Genomic DNA, 15,855 nt, shown 5'->3' with positions numbered 1-15,855 from the left:
TTTTAATATTAAAAACAATAAATTGGGGTATTTGATTGACGTCTAATTCAAAGGGCAGCAAAGGGCTTAATACGCTGTCTAATAAGCAGCTAGAGCGTATTATTGCAGAAATTGATCAAGCAATTGAATGGCACCAATCTTGGTATAAGCAGTTACTACGCAGCCTAATCTCAAATGTCCCTGCCAATAAGCATGACCTTAGCGACAATGCGCATACTTTTTGCGAGTTTGGTCAGTGGTTTAATAAGTTACCAACCGACACTAAAAAGTTGCATCCTCATTTTTCTGAGATGGGCACTGCGCATCAAAAAATGCATCAAGGTGCTAAAGTGCTTTTGTCGTTAAATGAAGCTAAATCGGCTATTCCAGTGAGCTTACTCGATCAATTTCATGCTGATTTAGACACGCTCAGAGATTTATTTGAAGCGGTGAGCGATGAGTTTTCCGACGTTTTGCATACCCGTGATCCACTTACTGGGGCAACTGATCGCACCAACTTACTGAGTCACCTGCGCAAAGAGCACGAACGCTGTAAACGTCACTCGCTTGAATGTGAAATTATCATGATAGATCTTGATCATTTTAAACGCGTAAATGATGAGCATGGTCACGCAGCTGGCGATAAGGTATTGGTTGCCTTAGTAAAATGTATTCAATCGCATTTACGAGAGTACGATCAACTGTATCGTTATGGGGGAGAGGAATTTTTAGTGTGTCTGCCAGAGACCGAGCTTGAAGGGGCCAAGTCATTTTCTGAGCGTTTAAGAGCGAGTGTCGAAGAGTTAAACATTAATATTGGGACCAACACGCCTATAAATGTGACAGGCTCGTTTGGTATTGCCTCTGTCAGTGTTAACGATGATATTGAGCAGGCAATTGAAAGAGCAGATCACGCGATGTATCAAGCTAAAAAGTCTGGCCGCAACAGAGTCTGCGTGACGTAGGGATATTAGCGACGCTTGCCTCTTCTTTACTGATTATTTTGGGCGATGAACATGGCCATGCTTACTTTACCTTAAGCCCAATCAACACAGACGACTTTGCATTACGTGAACTAAACAAACTGGCACATAAATAGCCGCTATCAGCGATATAGGCAGAAAGTTGTTGTGAGTGTTTTGTGAAAGTTTCTAAATCAAGGTGAGGCGATGCTAAGTACAGGCCATTGCTAACGATAGCGTTATTTACGGTGTTTAAAAATGTCACCGCAGCTTGAAAGGAATCAAAGCAACATAATGTGTCTGCTTCATTATTAAGGTTTATGATATCTGCAAGGTCTATATTGCTCGGCATTTCATGACTGTACAGCTTGGCAACAATATTTAAAATGACATTTTGTATCACGCTTGTGTCGTTGCTTGGGTGGGTTATTTTAATGAGTGGTGTGCCATACGATGCACAATAATCAGTAAGCTCTTTTGTGTTAGAACAATCAAGCCCGCCAACAAATACGGCATCGAATTGAGCAAAGTCTGTTGCCTGAAATGTCTGTGGGCATAGCAATGTTGCATGCTCTGAGGCGTTTAGGTTTGGTACTAATATGGCGATGTTTAAATCGTTAGATAATTCGTGAATAGGTACAAACATTACTTATTTACTATTTTAAAAATGCCAAGTAAAACCACGGCTATGCCCTCCATCGGAATAATATAGAGGCAGTAAAGGCACAAAACAGTGCCCTTACTTTTTTACGCTAATCGTATTTTGCTTCTAGCTCATTGGCTGTGTGATAGCTCTCGTGAGTTTTTAGCTGCTCAAAGTAGCGTTCGATTTCAGGGAAGTGCGACAGCTTACCCGCCTGAGCAACCTGCTCTACAACAAAAGACATCATGAAATCAGCGCCTGTCAATGTGTCGTCGACTAAGTACTGCTTACCTTGTAATTGCTGATTAACATAGCTCAGTATTTTAGCAATTTCATGGTCGGCATAGTCGGCAATAAAGTTAGTTTGACAGCCATCTTTAGTAATAAAGAGTTTTAGTAGAAGAGGCACCATGGCAGAACTTTCAGCAAAATGCAGCCATTGCTGGTAATCAACATAGCTGTCGCTTTGCTGACTTGGCATAAACTTGCCTTGCCCGTACTGGCTAATTAGATAATCAGTAATTGCACCAGACTCGGTAATTACTTTACCGTTATCTTCAATAACGGGCGATTTACCCAGCGGATGAATCTGTTTTAGTTCATCAGGTGCTAAAAACGTTTCTTTATTGCGTTGATAGGCAACAATGTCGTAATCGACACCAAGCTCTTCCAGTAACCAAATAATACGTTTAGAACGTGATTTATTTAAATGGTGTAACTTAATCATTCGTTATCCTTAATAGTGGCGCAGCATGAGTTGCTACGCCTAAAAAATTTACATTGGCTGCTGAACTTGCACGACAGTTTTGCCAAAATTATCACCATTCAACATAGCATTAAAGGCGTTAAGTGTATTTTCGAAATTAGCTTCAAGGTGCTCTTTATATTTGATTTTTCCTTCGCTTAGCCATGCTTGCATGTCTTTTGCGAACTCCTCATAACGATGAGCGTAGTCATCAAAAATAATGAAACCTTGCACTTTAATACGTTTCTTTAAAATTAAGCCCATAAGCATAGACAAGCGGTCTGGGCCCGGTGGCAGCTCGGTTGCATTGTACTGTGATACTAAGCCACATAATGGAATGCGTGCTTTGGTATTTAACAGTGGTAAGACGGCGTCGAGTACATGACCACCGACATTTTCATAATAGACATCAATGCCTTTATTACAGGCTGCGCTTAACTGTTCTGCAAAATCATCCGCTTTGTGGTCAATACAAGCATCGAACCCAAGGTTTTCAACAGCATGTTGGCATTTTTCTTTACCGCCAGCTACGCCAACGACCTTACAGCCTTTTAATTTAGCAATTTGCCCTACCGTTGCACCGACAGGTCCTGTGGCCGCAGCAACAACGACCGTTTCGCCTGGTTTTGGTTCACCAATATCCAAAAGCCCCATGTACGCCGTAAACCCAGGCATACCCATAATACCTAACGCATAAGAAGGGTTTTCAGGGTTCTTACCCAGCTTCATTAAGCCTTTTGTGTCGCTGATTGCGTATTCTTGCCAGCCCGTATACGCCAACACCCATTCACCTTCTTGGTAGTCAGGGTGGTTTGATTGCTCAACTTGGCATACGGTTGCGCCCACCATCACATCACCAATTTCAACAGGGTCAGCATATGACTCTGCATCGCTCATTCGTCCACGCATATAGGGGTCGAGTGATAAATAAATAGTTCTTAGCAGTACCTCACCGTTTTTTGGTGCGGGTACTGAGTGTGTTTTTAATACGATATTGCTTTCATTTGCGACGCCATTTGGGCGAGACTCAAGAATATATTGACGATTTTGAATATCAGACATACTTTGTTCCTATTACTAGGTTTATGAAGTGGTGTATATAGATGAAGTGCGGGCGCATTCATAAAATTCAATGATTAAATTGTCACTGTGAAAATAAACACAATTTCAGTCATGCAATAATCGATTTTGCAGAGGGCATAGAAAGGTGTATGCTCAAATGCAACAGATAAGTCAAAAGGATTGATATGAAACGTATTTTATTGTTAACGACAGCGCTTTTAACTGGCGCGTTTAGCGCTCAGGCTAACGCGAATGATGAGGTATTATCGGTTGACCCTGTCTCGCTTTCGGGCGGTGCGTTTGCATTTGAAAACGACGCCAAACGTTATCCCAAACAAAGCCAATTTAGTATTTTGCATAGTGTGATGATGAGTAGCGAAAGTGGCCGACGTCTCGCCGTGGTTACTATCGAAAACAAAGCATCTGGCTCTCGTATTTTACAAGCCGACCATATTATGGCGTTGTTTGCAGATGGCAGCCGATTAAACCCACTCACTTTCGATGAAGGCATTAAGCTTGATGATGGAGAAAAACGCTCTCTTACACTTTCGTTTGGTGAAAATGAGTACCCAATTTTAGCTGTCTATACCAGCCAAGATAAATAAAAGGATGATCATGAAATTTCGCACTTTAGCAGCTGTCGTTGCGCTTTTTAGCTCACAAACCGTTATGGCCGTTGATAGCCAAGACTTTGTAAAAGACAATGTGTTTACGCAAGGCATTGAAGGACCTACCATGTACAACGGCACTTTGTATGCCGTTAACTATGCAGAGCAAGGAACGATAGGCCGAGTCGATAACATGGGCAAGTCGTCATTATTTGTGCGCTTACCAAATGACAGCGTTGGTAATGGTTTGCAATTCGATCAACATGGTAACCTTTATATTGCCGATTACGTTAATCACCGTATTTTAAAAGTGCCAGCGAACAGCCAACAAGTTGAAGTATTTGCCCACAACAGTGAAATGAATCAACCTAATGATATTGCGATTACGCAAGGAGGAAGCTTTTTTGCCAGCGATCCTAATTGGGCAAAAAGCACCGGACAGCTGTGGCGCATAAACGCAGACGGTAGCACACACCTTCTCGAAAAAAACATGGGAACCACTAACGGGGTTGCCGTGAATAACGACAACAGCAAGCTGTATGTAAATGAAAGTGTGCAACGCGTTGTATGGCAGTATGACCTTGACGATGCACTGAATATTAGTAATAAACGCGTGTTGATACGCTTTGATGATCATGGCCTAGATGGCATGCGCGTGAATAACCAAGGGCATATTTTTATTACCCGTTACGGAGCGGGTAAAGTGCTGGAGGTTTCACCTGAAGGTAAGGTTTTAAAAACCTACACGCTTAAAGGCCAGCATCCCACAAACCTAACCTTTAACGACGAGCAGGATACACTCTTTGTTACTATGCAAAAGCGCGGTGCGATAGAGGTCATTAAACTTTAAATTAGCCTTGCTTAGCGCGTGTGATAGCGGCGTTAATCGCCGCTTTTGCTTGCGGGCTATTTTTCCAACAGCTTGTCTGTAGCATTGAGGCAACTCGCTCAGCAATTGTGTTTGCATCGAACCCTGCTAACTGCTCAAATGAGTCAATCCCTATTTCTTCAAAGCGTTTTACTACTGTGGGGCCGACCCCTTTAAGCGCTAATAAAGCCGCGCGTTCTTGTTCATTAAATGGCATGTATACATTCCCTGTTTATCAGTTTTTATTTAGGTACTTTGACCTAATTATTAAGGCGTTAAAATTAAATATTATACTAATTCGCTTAATTAAGTGGTCTATCTTGAAGCAATAAAAAAGCGCACCGGGCAGGGTGCGCTTGAGGGGATTAATCCTGTGTAGCTAAAACAGTAGGACTAATTAAAACTCGGAGCGTATCTCAGTGAAACACCGACAGAGCGGCCAATCACACTATAATCACTTACGGTATTAAAGTGGTTTGCACCGATTTCAGGTGTTGGTGGTTCACGGTCTAACAAGTTATCGACACCAAAATTAACAGCAAGTTCCTCATTAACTTGCCATGCTGCTGCGAAATCAAGATAATTTTGTGCTGAGATTGTTTCTGAACGGTCTACAGCATACTCTACTTCCCCGATTCTGCGCCAGCCAAGTTGGAAATTCATGTTATCTAATTGCCAATCAATGCTTGCACGGTGTTTATAGTCTGCTTGTAAAATACTCGCAAAGTCACCAGAACACGCACTGCCATAGGTGCCTTTACAGTCTACTTCTGCCACGGTGCTGTTATTTTGGCGAGTTTGTTTAGTAACAAAGTTACCTTGGTACGAGAATCTAAAGCGACCGCCCATTTGAGCTGGGGCATCAATAACGTAGTTAGCCGCAACGTCAATACCTGCTTGCTCAATTGCTGCTAAGTTAAAGTCGTTAACAATAGCTGTGCTAATAAACCCAGTATTCGGATCGCGAAGTACTGCACCACACAATGGGTTATTCGGGTTAGGATCGTCAATGTAACAGCTTTGCAGTGCCGCACCTGGTTGAATTTGACTTACCGCATCCGTTACGCGAATGCTGTAATAATCTAACGATAAATCAAAGCCTTCTAAATAGCTAGGAGTGTAAACAATGCCCAAAGTATCAGATTCAGCTTGCTCTGGTTTAATATTTGGGTTTCCGCCGTACGTGTATTTTGCTGTGCTTGAGTCAAACTCAGTGCCAACTGGCGGCGCACCAAATGCAGCACATTGGCTTGCATCGCCCGTACCTAGCAAACAAGGATCGCCGTTATAACGGCCCGCTAATCGAGGGACAAATTGATCACTGTTTTGATCAAATAACGACAGCGAAAGTGCCGTAATAGGGCTGGCAAATTCACCTAAGTTAGGTGCTCTAAACGCCGTTAAGCGGTTTGCACGAATACGAATATCGCTGTTAATTGCCCAGTTTATACCCAGTTTATAGGTGTCTTCTGCTTCAGTGTTTGAGTAGTCAGAAATGCGATAAGCACCTTCAAAGCTAAGCTCTTCGGCAAAGGGCTGATCAATTAAAATAGGCACTAATACCTCAGCATAAAACTCTTCTGAGCTGAAGCTTGCGTCCATATCAAATGCACTAATTGACGCAAAGCTGGTGCCATTTCTAAACGCATCGCCCGGTGTTTGTTTACCGGTTTCTTTACGGTATTCGTAACCAACGGCAAAGTCGACAGGGCCAGCAGGAAGCTCAAACAAGAACCCTGAATCACCCGATAAAGTTGCTGAAATCACACTTTGTGTACGGTCGCGAGTGGTATAAATTAGTGGGTCGCTGAAATCAGTTAAGTCGAGGTTGGGATCAAAAATGTCCACTGAGTTAGCTAGCGCTGCAAAGCGGCTGTTGCCACTGTTGTCATTGCGATAGGCATTGTTATAAATGGTTGCTACTTCGTCGGTTTTACCGTATTGACCATACACATCGTAGCGTAAGTAATCGGTTAAATCGCCTTTTAAACCTAATTGAAATTGCATTGAATCGCGAACGGCTTCTGTATGTTGCACACCTAAACCAAGGTTTCGCTCTACATTTACACGTGCATTACCTTCGCTATCAAACGTTAGTTGGTCACGTAACTCGCTAGGAATATACGGGTTATTACTGGTAAGAGTGACTTGCTCGTTCACAAAAATAGGTGTTTGACCACTGGCACCCGCTCCCTTTACAGTCACTTTCGAATACATGGCACGCCCATATGCAACGGCGCTGTTGCTTACATCAACATCGAATAACAAGCCAGTTGAAAAGCGATCCATTGGTTGGGTTAAGTAACGATCGGCTGTAAAATCAGTCGTTTGACGCTCATTTGAAACACTTCCAGCATCTGTTATAGCAAGGCTATTGCCTGATGCAACATCGGTATAGTAACCACCACTATTAATCAGCGGTGTTGAGTTATCAAGGGCGTAGCTTCGCTCGCCTGCTAAAAGTTCTTTACGTTCGGTGTAGCCTAAATATCCGGTAACGTGGCCGCGACCCTCGGCGATATCACCCCCGAAAATTGCTTCAAAATTAAGTTTTTCATTCCCGCCATCTGCACTTTCATAACTCGTCGAGAATTCAGCACCGGTAAAATCATCATCTAATACAAAGTTTACAACCCCTGCAACGGCATCAGCACCGTATACCGCAGCAGCACCGCCGGTAAGCACGTCAACACGCTTAATTAAACCTGCCGGAATCGTATTTACGTCAACTGAGTTTCGAAAACTAAAAGGTACAGCGCGTGTACCATCAATAAGCACAAGTGTTCTGTTTTGACCTAGGCCACGTAAATCAATCGTCGATGAGCCAAACGAGTCGCCAACGGTTGCGCCTGTGCTATTTGCACCTGCTGCCGCTTGTGGCAGTTTAGCCGTAATATCTTCAACGTTTACCGCACGGTCTAGGTGAATTTGTGCTTCATCAACGCTGACAACAGGGCTGCTTGAAACTAATTCGGTTCGTTGAATACGTGAGCCTGTTACAGTGATTACTTCAGGCTTTTTGGCTTGTTCGGTATCTGCAGCGTGCGCCACCCCCATAACCGAGCTTACAGCAATAGCAAGTGGTGAGAGCAGCAGTAGCGAACGTTTTGTGTGAGTTGTCTTTGCTTTCATGTTGATTCCCTAGCGTTTTATCATTTAAATCAACGCTGGTTGGTATGCGACCAAGACCATTTAGTTAATTTAATGCGTCATACTTTTTGTTATGATGGCTGTTGTGTTCTCCTTTTGGGGAGCTCACCCGTACAGTTTTAAAGCAAATTAAAAATCTTTGCAATAATTATTCTTTAAATGTATTGTTTTAAAATATAAACTATTCCAATCCATCAAGCGGCTTATTATTATATAACAAGCTGATTTTAAGTGATTTATTTATGCATCAACATATTGAAAAACTGTATTTAAGTGCAAAAAAAGAAAAAAAATTAATTATTGGTCTGATGAGTGGCACCTCATTAGATGGCCTTGATATTGCGCTGTGTGAGGTCTCTGGGCAAGGCATGAATACCCATGTTGATGTTATTAAGTTTACTACCGTTGATTACGACGATAATTATAAATCACGCGTTAAGCGGGTGTTTGCAAAGCGAGAATGCGACCTTGAAGAAGTAACCTTACTTAACCCGTGGATAGGCCAGCTTCATGGCGAGATGGTTGCACATACTTTAGCGAGCTGGGGTATAGATAAAGAGCATATCGATGTAATAGCAAGTCATGGACAAACTATTTATCATTGCCCTAAAACTCAGCACAAACGCCCTGAATACGGTAATGCAACGTTACAAATTGGTGACAGTGATCATCTCGCGGTTACCGCAGGGATCACCACTATTGGCGACTTTAGGCAAAAGCATATTGCTGCGGGTGGAGAAGGTGCTCCTTTGGCGGTATACGGTGATTATTTGTATTTCACAAGTCATCAAGAAAATCGTATTTTGTTAAATATGGGGGGGATTGCTAATCTTACCTATTTACCAAAATCTGCCGATGCGCGAGCTGTTTTTAGTTCAGACATTGGCCCAGGCAATACCATTATGGACGCGTATGTACAGCGTCATTTTGCTCCGCTTCAGTATGATAAAGATGCATTAATCGCCAGTAAAGGCACCGCAAACGACGCTTTGTTAGCGGCGTTATGCAGTGATGCATTCTTTAGTTTAGATTTTCCAAAGACAACAGGACCAGAAGTATTTAACCTAGAGTATTTAGCGTCTGCTCAAGCGCGTTCTAACACGAGCGATCTGTCTCATTACGACGTTATGGCCACTTTAGTCACGTTTTCGGCTTTAATGATTGCTAAAGCAATCAACCAATGCAGTGAAAAACTGACCGATATTGCAGTGTATGCCAGTGGCGGTGGAGTGCATAACCCGCTGCTAATGAAAATGATCTTAGCGAATTGCCCGCAGCTTTCAGCTATTAAAAACACCGATAGCTTAGGCATTAATCCAGATGCGAAAGAGGCGGTATTGTTTGCGATTCTGGCAAATGAGTGTTTGTCGGGGGGTCAACAGCGTTTTGGTAATACCGAGCAAGGGATCCCCGATATTACCATGGGTAAAATAAGCTTTTGCGATTAGAAAAACGCTAAGAAACTTGCCCCAAGATTACTGATATAGTGCCGAAAACCCTGATTTTTAGCGTGGTTTGTCGGCGCTAATTGTGGCGATGCGTTGGCAGCGATACCCACGTCGAATTGCGCGCTGTCTTTCAATGTTGCATGCTTACCATGAAGCATTAGCTGCAATACAAATTCACCACTTTGTGTCACGTTTTCTAACGTAAGCATAATAAGCTGCTGATCTAGGTCATGTTGCGTCAGTGTGCGCGCAGTAAAATACGCTGATTCACGCGCATTAGGATAAGTCGCACTAATAGAGATCACATCGCCCTCATGCGCATCTTCGGGTAGCACACAATAAAACAAAACCTGCTTTTGCTCGTTAGCAACAAAATGCAGTTGTTCGTATTCCATTGTATGCTCAAGTGCCGCACATAAGGGATCATCACTAGAGGGGAGTGCAAACGAAAGTTGCACCAAAGCACTGTTCATTACTTCTTCATTACGTTAGTTGATTAAATTAGCGCCAATTATTGATCAATTAAATGACAGAATTATGACTATTGTCATAAGGGGGATTATTTATTTTATGAACAACTAAAATTGTGTTCTTTCTGTTCCAAAACTGGAATGGTTTCTGACAAGATTGGAATAGAAAGTCTTGTCTGGTAAAGGGTTTTAGGGTGGAGAGAAATATCGATATTTGGGGTTTTCTGATAAGGCGTGATACCTGTATATTTACCTCAAAGCTACAGATGAATCATAATTAAAATATCAAGTACTGTAGGTAATACAAAGCTCAGTTTGGATTAATCAAAAACCTGCCTTTTTTGTGCTGTCTCTTAACTTAAAAATGCCCCAAGACGTGTTTAGGCGAATTACTCAAAAGAGCGAACTTCGGCCATTCAAAATTGCTTTTCTATTTCGTCAAAGTATATTGCTTGCATAGTCAGGAAAGCGACCCAATCGCTCTTTTTTGTCCTGAGACAAAAGCTAGAACTACTGCATTTTAGTCTTAATGGCAATTAGTTAAGAAGTTTGTTACAAATGAGTCATTCAGAAAAGCGAGCGACACTGTGTTAGAAAAACGCGCGATTCGCTCGCTATAGACATGTCATGTTTCAAAGGGAAAAGTTGACTTATGAGTTATAGATTTGGAAATAAACTACTTTTTATTTTATCCGTTATAGTTTTTATTTATAGCCTGTTCAGTATTTTCGAAATGCAATTTTCAGCATTTGGATTTAGCGTTAAACTTAATGAAAATCCTGTATTATTTTATTTCATTGTAGGTGGCTTATTAATGGCCTCAGGCTTTACGTTACTAATAAAGACCTTAGAATTTGCCAAAAGCAAAACTCAACGATTTGAAACATAACAAGCCATTGCAGTGCGGGGCGCTATAAAGCAACGAGGCATCAGAATTTTGGAAATGCATTTTGTATTTACTTCCTCTAGAGGACTAATTGAATCAGCAGAATATCTGCCGGCACACACTGAAGATGATGATGCATTCTTCAATTCAAATAAATACTCCTTTATCTTAGTTGCTGCCGCTTCATTGGAAAGCTTGCTTAATGAAGGCATCATCTCATGGGCTTTTCGTCATTTCCCTAAAGCTGATCACAAAAGACATGCAACAGCGTTTCTTTCAATGAACTTAAGTAAAAAGTTAGATGTATTAGGGTTCCTTTTATCATCTGGTAAGCTCATTACAGACAATGAAAGTAAAATTTATCAGACTTTGATTAACTTAATAAAACTCCGAAATGAAGTGGCACATAGCAAGGACTTTTATAAAGAAACGGACATTGATTATGGTGAGCTAGATAAAGATGGTGGTAGAAGTTTCCTTTTAGCTTATGATATTTCTAAATTAATGAATAATCACCCTCTAAGTATTGAGCAAGAAAAGTGTCAATTCATTGTGTCGTCATTGAAGCACTCTGCAAGATAACTTTAAACATTCAAAATGTGGTCATTAATGAACGTAATGACCACAAAATTAATCCAAGTTTCATTCATTATATTCAACTCGATTTCTGCCATTTTTCTTTGCACGATATAGAGCTAAATCAGCACGTTCAATTACTGTTAGCGTATTATCATCACTGTGATTAATCGTCACTCCACAGCTGACTGACAATCTTTTTTCGTGAAAATAAATACCATTTATATCTGTAATAATGGTCGTTGCAACCTCTTTTGTTTCATCTAAGGTTGCCCCTTCAATGATGATTACAAACTCTTCGCCACCCCAACGAGCACATAACGCTTTACTTGGAGATACTGACTTTAATTTATTTGAAACAATGACAAGCGCTTTATCGCCTTCCAAGTGACCATAGGTATCGTTTATTTCTTTAAAATAATCAATGTCTAGTAGTATGAAACCAAAATTCGAGCTTTTTAGTAAACTTGAAAGCGTTCTATCTAGTTTTTCTCGATTAAACAATCCAGTGAGTTTATCGGTTTCAGCGAGTTTTTTCATAGAAACGAAATAAGACAATGTGAGCAATGGCAACTTCAATAATATTAAAAACAGAGCCAAGGCCAATTTTAAGAGGTTCCGGATTCTGTGAGTGTTCATAAACTATAAAAGCACACACTGCAAAAGCTAAGTAAACTTCCCCAATTTCGACCTACTAAATAAAATGAAAATGGAGGAATTAATGTTGCCCAAAATAATGAATAGGCCGCGCCGTTAATTGAGATAATAAATGTCAGTATTAAACTGTTAATCAATAACACCACAGCCCATGAAACCGCTTTAATTTTTGAGCTTTTAATGAACCAAACATATAGTAAAATAGACAAAGTTAGCCCAACCGCATCAAGCAAAGCGAGTTCATAGCTGTTGAATTTAAAGATATTGATAACAGTCAGTACAAAGAAGTACACAGTACATATCAATAAAGAATGGGCGATCAAACGGCTTCGCCAAAATAGCTCAGGACTATTGTGGTGTGCTGGAATGTTTTTATACCAATATTTGAGCATAGTAAATTCTGTTTTTAAATTATTACACGCGAGCTATGCTCTCAAGCAAAGGCCCAGTCCTGTCACTCTATCATAGAAAAACGTGCTAGGACTGAGCGAGGTTTTTCATTATTTTTTATCGCCGTTTATTATGTGCAAATCACGTTGAGGGAACGGAATAGTAATCCCTTTGCTCTCCACTTTATCTTTAATTTTACGCTGTGTTTGCCAATATATATCCCAGTAATGTGGTGTAGCGACCCAAGCACGAAGCTGCAAGTTCACAGAGCTATCTGCTAATGTGTGGACTAAATACTGAGGGGCTGGCTCAATCAAAATTCGAGATTCTTCACTAACAAGCTCCCTTAATGCCGCAAGTCCATCTTCAATTGAATCACCATAAGAAATACCCACAGTTATATCCATGCGACGCTTTTCGTTTCTCGTAAAGTTTTTTATCGCATTTGCCCAAACCGTGCTATTTGGGATTGATACAAAAACACCATCGGCGGTTTCAAGGACAGTGGTAAATAGACCTAAATCTTTTACACTCCCTGTATAGCTTGACACTTCAACAAACTCTGCCTTTTTTAGAGGCTTTAAGAAAAGTAGCATGACCCCCGCAGCCACATTACTGAGCGTATCTTTTAGGGCTAGACCAATCGCTAAGCCTGCGGCACCGACGAGTGCGACAAGACTGGCCGTATTGACTCCAAATAAATCTAAAATAATCACAATTGCAATTAAATAAACCACATAGCCTGAAAGCGTGGTAAGCAGTTTTGTAATGATTTCATCTTGCTTGCTCAGTCTGTAAACACCTTTATGTACGGCACGTTTTAGTAATTTTGAACAAATATTTGCCCCAATAAAAATGAAAATAGTCAGCAGCGTATTCTTTGCTATTGCTATAAGTTGCAATTGATGCTCAGAAAAAAAGTTTATGATGGTGTCCATCGGTGATTTCCCTTTTAATATAAATAAAATATGCGCTTTGCTCTAAACAATTTAGCAATAAATGTTATTTAATGATACTGGTAACTAAGTAGCCATTGTAAGCAATATAGGAAGCAAGCAAGATACTACCTTCCCAACGATTTATTCTGCCTTGTCGGCCAAAACCGTAAGCCATAACCAATAACATGACGGAAAGTACAAGCATCACACTCCAATCTCTGTAAAGTACGTCTGTAGAAATGTGAGGGATAGGCTCAATAATACCAGCGATACCAATTACAGCTAAGATGTTAAACATATTCGACCCCACAACATTGCCAATGGCGATGTCATGCTCTCCCTTTTTAGCGGCAATAATAGAAGCTGCAAGCTCTGGCAAAGATGTCCCTAATGCAACGATAGTTAAGCCGATAATAAGGTCACTGACACCGAGCGCAGTTGCAATTTCAACCGCTCCCCAAACAAGTATGCGAGAGCTAATAATGAGTAATGTTAAGCCCACGGTGAGCCAGAAAATTGCTTTCCCTAAAGACATGGCGTGACTTTTAAGCTCAGTATCAAATTCTGTTTCGAGGGTATCACTTGGTGATTTCATACTTGAATAGACTGACCATGCTAAGAACAAGACTAATCCGCCCAACAACAGACTTGCATCAATCACTGATAAAGCGCCGTCATACAGCAAGTACCCACAAAAAAGTACGACAACTAATAATAAGGGAAGCTCGTTTTTAACAATTTTAGACTGAACAGTGATAGGGGCAATGATGGCTGTTACACCAAGAATTAAGCTGATATTTACAATATTGGACCCGAGTGCATTACCTAACGCCAAATCAGGGTTTCCATCACTTGCAGCCATTGCTGATACGACCATTTCAGGAGCCGAAGTCCCAAAACCAACAATGACCATACCAATTAAAATTGAAGGCAAGCCAGCATGGCCTGCTGTAGATGCCGCCCCTTCAACAAAGCGGTCTGCACTCCATACGAGTAAGGCAAACCCTGCAATAATAGCGGCTATAGCTAAAACCATGACTGAGCCCCCGCGATATCAATACCTGAAGGGTGTATGGCAGAGTTGTCTGGTCTATTTGCAAAATGAAGTGAACTTTGGCAGCGATGTAGTTTCATTATTTACCCTTAGGGCAGACTAGACTAAAAAGACAACAAACCATCTCTGCCCGAAATGACTCATTGCCTTAAGTCTTGTCAAAACCTGATACGGTTCGAAACTGCCACGAGCGATGTTGCCCGGAGACTGTTGACAGTTTCCTTGCTTAATGCAAGAGACTACTCCCCTAAGTTTTTCAAGAATAATCCATCCCTAATAATAATACAATTAGCTTGGCTCCCTTTTTTAAAAAATGATAAATATAAAGAATCATCAAAATAGGCCGATATAAAATTACATCACTAAATCAGGGACGTATTATGAAGGTTAATTCTGGAAGTTTACCGCAACCACTTAATATTCAAAATGTGACTTTAGAGTCACCTATAAATGGCAAGGCTCTTTTAGAAACTGAGCTTAAAAAATTGGCGGATGACGTATATCATGAAAGCGCGCCTCCAGAGCTAAACCAAACGTATACCAAACCGCTGACGATGACATCGAGCCAGATAGACATAACTAAAACAGTTGATGACTATATGCATGAGCTAGCTGTTGCTACTGGTGAATTATATTTGCCGGGAGGTAGTGTGCCTAAGGCGGTAGAAAAAATGCTGTCTCCCTATGACTCACTTCTTTCAGATATAAATCGGCAGAACCCTTCATTGGCCTATAAAAATTGGGGAATCGCTATAAACCAATCTGGTGCTTTAGAAGCGACAGGCACAATTACAGGTTTTGAAAAAGAATTCTTAGAAGAAAAACTAAATGATTCAAAGGAACTAGTAAGCACTATATCTGATTTTAAATCTAATTTTTTAAAATATATTGTGCCTGAAAACCGAGGTTATGGAAGGTATGATGTTACGGCTGATAATTTTCTAGGTGTTTTCGATTTTAGAGAAATGCTTGAAAGTTCAAGGAGCAATGACGACTTCAAAAAGACATGGGAATACGAAACTAATTGGTTAAAATTGAATGATAATATCTTGTCACAGTTAAAAAGAAACGCCACAAGTTATTAGGCTTAGTGCCCATATTGTGCTGAAATGAATTCACAGCGTTCCTTACTAAATACTACCATGTAGTGGCATACTTTTATGCCTTAATTTAGTCATGACTCTTCAAATATTTTAACGCGTTTATGTCCAAAAATGAGCTAGAACGACCGTCTGTTTTAGCTCAAAGTGGACCTTTATAGCTCGTATTTTGAATAGTTTTGAGGCAGAAACTTCTATATTAAGGTTATACCTTGTTCTGGAAGGGTCGTTGTATTGGCCACTTCTTTGCACAACAATTTTAAGCCACTCAACTGTGTAGGTTAACCAAAAACTTTTTGACATAGATTAAATGTGTGCC

At 40.8% G+C, this 15,855-nt stretch carries 16 protein-coding genes; 6 read left to right on the top strand and 10 right to left on the bottom strand.

The features are described from left to right. Positions 1-35 precede the first annotated feature (35 nt). A complete protein-coding gene (locus GZH31_RS19560) occupies positions 36-944 on the top strand; it encodes a diguanylate cyclase (protein WP_180311779.1) in 909 nt (302 codons plus the stop codon). Between the two features lie 61 nt (positions 945-1,005). On the opposite strand, the gene GZH31_RS19555 is transcribed toward GZH31_RS19560, so the two are convergent. The 3 genes from GZH31_RS19555 to GZH31_RS19545 all read right to left on the bottom strand — a co-directional run bounded on the left by GZH31_RS19555 (position 1,006) and on the right by GZH31_RS19545 (position 3,391). Then, positions 1,006-1,587: a hypothetical protein gene (locus tag GZH31_RS19555; RefSeq protein ID WP_180311778.1), complete on the bottom strand. Its 582-nt coding sequence runs from the start codon at positions 1,585-1,587 to the stop codon at positions 1,006-1,008. Positions 1,588-1,693: 106 nt separating this feature from the next. Next, the gene (locus GZH31_RS19550; protein ID WP_036972455.1) at positions 1,694-2,311 is read right to left on the bottom strand and encodes a glutathione S-transferase family protein; all 618 of its coding nucleotides are present in this window, start codon (positions 2,309-2,311) and stop codon (positions 1,694-1,696) included. A gap of 48 nt (positions 2,312-2,359) precedes the next feature. Beyond that, entirely contained in the window at positions 2,360-3,391 is a 1,032-nt protein-coding gene (locus tag GZH31_RS19545) for an NADP-dependent oxidoreductase (RefSeq protein ID WP_074988502.1), read from the bottom strand. A gap of 185 nt (positions 3,392-3,576) precedes the next feature. Between GZH31_RS19545 and GZH31_RS19540 the strand changes: the two genes are divergently transcribed. After that, positions 3,577-3,996 (top strand): hypothetical protein, encoded by a 420-nt coding sequence (locus GZH31_RS19540; protein WP_036972453.1) that lies wholly within the window; start codon positions 3,577-3,579, stop codon positions 3,994-3,996. Between the two features lie 10 nt (positions 3,997-4,006). Next, positions 4,007-4,849 (top strand): SMP-30/gluconolactonase/LRE family protein, encoded by an 843-nt coding sequence (locus GZH31_RS19535; protein ID WP_074988503.1) that lies wholly within the window; start codon positions 4,007-4,009, stop codon positions 4,847-4,849. 1 nt (position 4,850) lies between these two features. Here GZH31_RS19535 and GZH31_RS19530 read toward each other — a convergent pair whose 3' ends face one another. Both GZH31_RS19530 and GZH31_RS19525 read right to left on the bottom strand, forming a co-directional pair. After that, a complete protein-coding gene (locus tag GZH31_RS19530) occupies positions 4,851-5,084 on the bottom strand; it encodes a hypothetical protein (protein ID WP_065978546.1) in 234 nt (77 codons plus the stop codon). 176 nt (positions 5,085-5,260) lie between these two features. Further along, complete coding sequence (locus GZH31_RS19525; RefSeq protein WP_074988504.1) at positions 5,261-7,999, bottom strand: TonB-dependent receptor domain-containing protein; 2,739 nt, start codon at positions 7,997-7,999, stop codon at positions 5,261-5,263. Between the two features lie 260 nt (positions 8,000-8,259). On the opposite strand from GZH31_RS19525, the gene GZH31_RS19520 reads away from it, so the two are divergent. After that, positions 8,260-9,465, top strand: a complete 1,206-nt coding sequence (locus tag GZH31_RS19520; protein WP_036972448.1) for an anhydro-N-acetylmuramic acid kinase — start codon at positions 8,260-8,262, stop codon at positions 9,463-9,465. Here GZH31_RS19520 and GZH31_RS19515 read toward each other — a convergent pair. Further along, positions 9,462-9,938, bottom strand: coding sequence for a hypothetical protein (locus tag GZH31_RS19515; RefSeq protein ID WP_074988506.1), 477 nt, complete (start codon positions 9,936-9,938; stop codon positions 9,462-9,464). The genes GZH31_RS19520 and GZH31_RS19515 overlap by 4 nt on opposite strands. A gap of 940 nt (positions 9,939-10,878) precedes the next feature. Between GZH31_RS19515 and GZH31_RS19510 the strand changes: the two genes are divergently transcribed. Then, complete coding sequence (locus GZH31_RS19510) at positions 10,879-11,403, top strand: hypothetical protein (protein ID WP_180311777.1); 525 nt, start codon at positions 10,879-10,881, stop codon at positions 11,401-11,403. 60 nt (positions 11,404-11,463) lie between these two features. On the opposite strand, the gene GZH31_RS20080 is transcribed toward GZH31_RS19510, so the two are convergent. The 4 genes from GZH31_RS20080 to GZH31_RS19495 form a co-directional block, all read right to left on the bottom strand. Continuing rightward, the gene (locus tag GZH31_RS20080; protein ID WP_062565911.1) at positions 11,464-11,937 is read right to left on the bottom strand and encodes a GGDEF domain-containing protein; all 474 of its coding nucleotides are present in this window, start codon (positions 11,935-11,937) and stop codon (positions 11,464-11,466) included. 95 nt (positions 11,938-12,032) lie between these two features. Beyond that, entirely contained in the window at positions 12,033-12,446 is a 414-nt protein-coding gene (locus GZH31_RS20075) for a hypothetical protein (RefSeq protein WP_062565910.1), read from the bottom strand. A gap of 108 nt (positions 12,447-12,554) precedes the next feature. Further along, positions 12,555-13,382: a mechanosensitive ion channel family protein gene (locus GZH31_RS19500; RefSeq protein ID WP_180311776.1), complete on the bottom strand. Its 828-nt coding sequence runs from the start codon at positions 13,380-13,382 to the stop codon at positions 12,555-12,557. 64 nt (positions 13,383-13,446) lie between these two features. Next, positions 13,447-14,418, bottom strand: coding sequence for a calcium/sodium antiporter (locus GZH31_RS19495; protein WP_180311775.1), 972 nt, complete (start codon positions 14,416-14,418; stop codon positions 13,447-13,449). 398 nt (positions 14,419-14,816) lie between these two features. Between GZH31_RS19495 and GZH31_RS19490 the strand changes: the two genes are divergently transcribed. Further along, the gene (locus GZH31_RS19490; protein WP_130052460.1) at positions 14,817-15,521 is read left to right on the top strand and encodes a hypothetical protein; all 705 of its coding nucleotides are present in this window, start codon (positions 14,817-14,819) and stop codon (positions 15,519-15,521) included. Positions 15,522-15,855: the final 334 nt, after the last annotated feature.

Source organism: Pseudoalteromonas sp. JSTW, from assembly GCF_013423925.1.
Taxonomy (GTDB): domain Bacteria; phylum Pseudomonadota; class Gammaproteobacteria; order Enterobacterales; family Alteromonadaceae; genus Pseudoalteromonas; species Pseudoalteromonas lipolytica.
Note: the sequence above shows the minus strand (reverse complement) of the source record. Positions and strands in the feature narration are given on the sequence as shown.

Excerpts from the sequence above, each read along its gene's own strand:
- GZH31_RS19535 (WP_074988503.1), top strand. The coding sequence starts at position 4,007 with ATGAAATTTCGCACTTTAGCAGCTGTCGTTGCGCTTTTTAGCTCACAA.
- GZH31_RS19495 (WP_180311775.1), bottom strand. The coding sequence starts at position 14,418 with ATGGTTTTAGCTATAGCCGCTATTATTGCAGGGTTTGCCTTACTCGTA.
- GZH31_RS20080 (WP_062565911.1), bottom strand. The coding sequence starts at position 11,937 with ATGAAAAAACTCGCTGAAACCGATAAACTCACTGGATTGTTTAATCGA.
- GZH31_RS19515 (WP_074988506.1), bottom strand. The coding sequence starts at position 9,938 with ATGAACAGTGCTTTGGTGCAACTTTCGTTTGCACTCCCCTCTAGTGAT.
- GZH31_RS19525 (WP_074988504.1), bottom strand. The coding sequence starts at position 7,999 with ATGAAAGCAAAGACAACTCACACAAAACGTTCGCTACTGCTGCTCTCA.
- GZH31_RS19500 (WP_180311776.1), bottom strand. The coding sequence starts at position 13,382 with ATGGACACCATCATAAACTTTTTTTCTGAGCATCAATTGCAACTTATA.
- GZH31_RS20075 (WP_062565910.1), bottom strand. The coding sequence starts at position 12,446 with ATGCTCAAATATTGGTATAAAAACATTCCAGCACACCACAATAGTCCT.
- GZH31_RS19540 (WP_036972453.1), top strand. The coding sequence starts at position 3,577 with ATGAAACGTATTTTATTGTTAACGACAGCGCTTTTAACTGGCGCGTTT.
- GZH31_RS19550 (WP_036972455.1), bottom strand. The coding sequence starts at position 2,311 with ATGATTAAGTTACACCATTTAAATAAATCACGTTCTAAACGTATTATT.
- GZH31_RS19520 (WP_036972448.1), top strand. The coding sequence starts at position 8,260 with ATGCATCAACATATTGAAAAACTGTATTTAAGTGCAAAAAAAGAAAAA.
- GZH31_RS19530 (WP_065978546.1), bottom strand. The coding sequence starts at position 5,084 with ATGCCATTTAATGAACAAGAACGCGCGGCTTTATTAGCGCTTAAAGGG.
- GZH31_RS19555 (WP_180311778.1), bottom strand. The coding sequence starts at position 1,587 with ATGTTTGTACCTATTCACGAATTATCTAACGATTTAAACATCGCCATA.
- GZH31_RS19490 (WP_130052460.1), top strand. The coding sequence starts at position 14,817 with ATGAAGGTTAATTCTGGAAGTTTACCGCAACCACTTAATATTCAAAAT.
- GZH31_RS19510 (WP_180311777.1), top strand. The coding sequence starts at position 10,879 with ATGCATTTTGTATTTACTTCCTCTAGAGGACTAATTGAATCAGCAGAA.
- GZH31_RS19545 (WP_074988502.1), bottom strand. The coding sequence starts at position 3,391 with ATGTCTGATATTCAAAATCGTCAATATATTCTTGAGTCTCGCCCAAAT.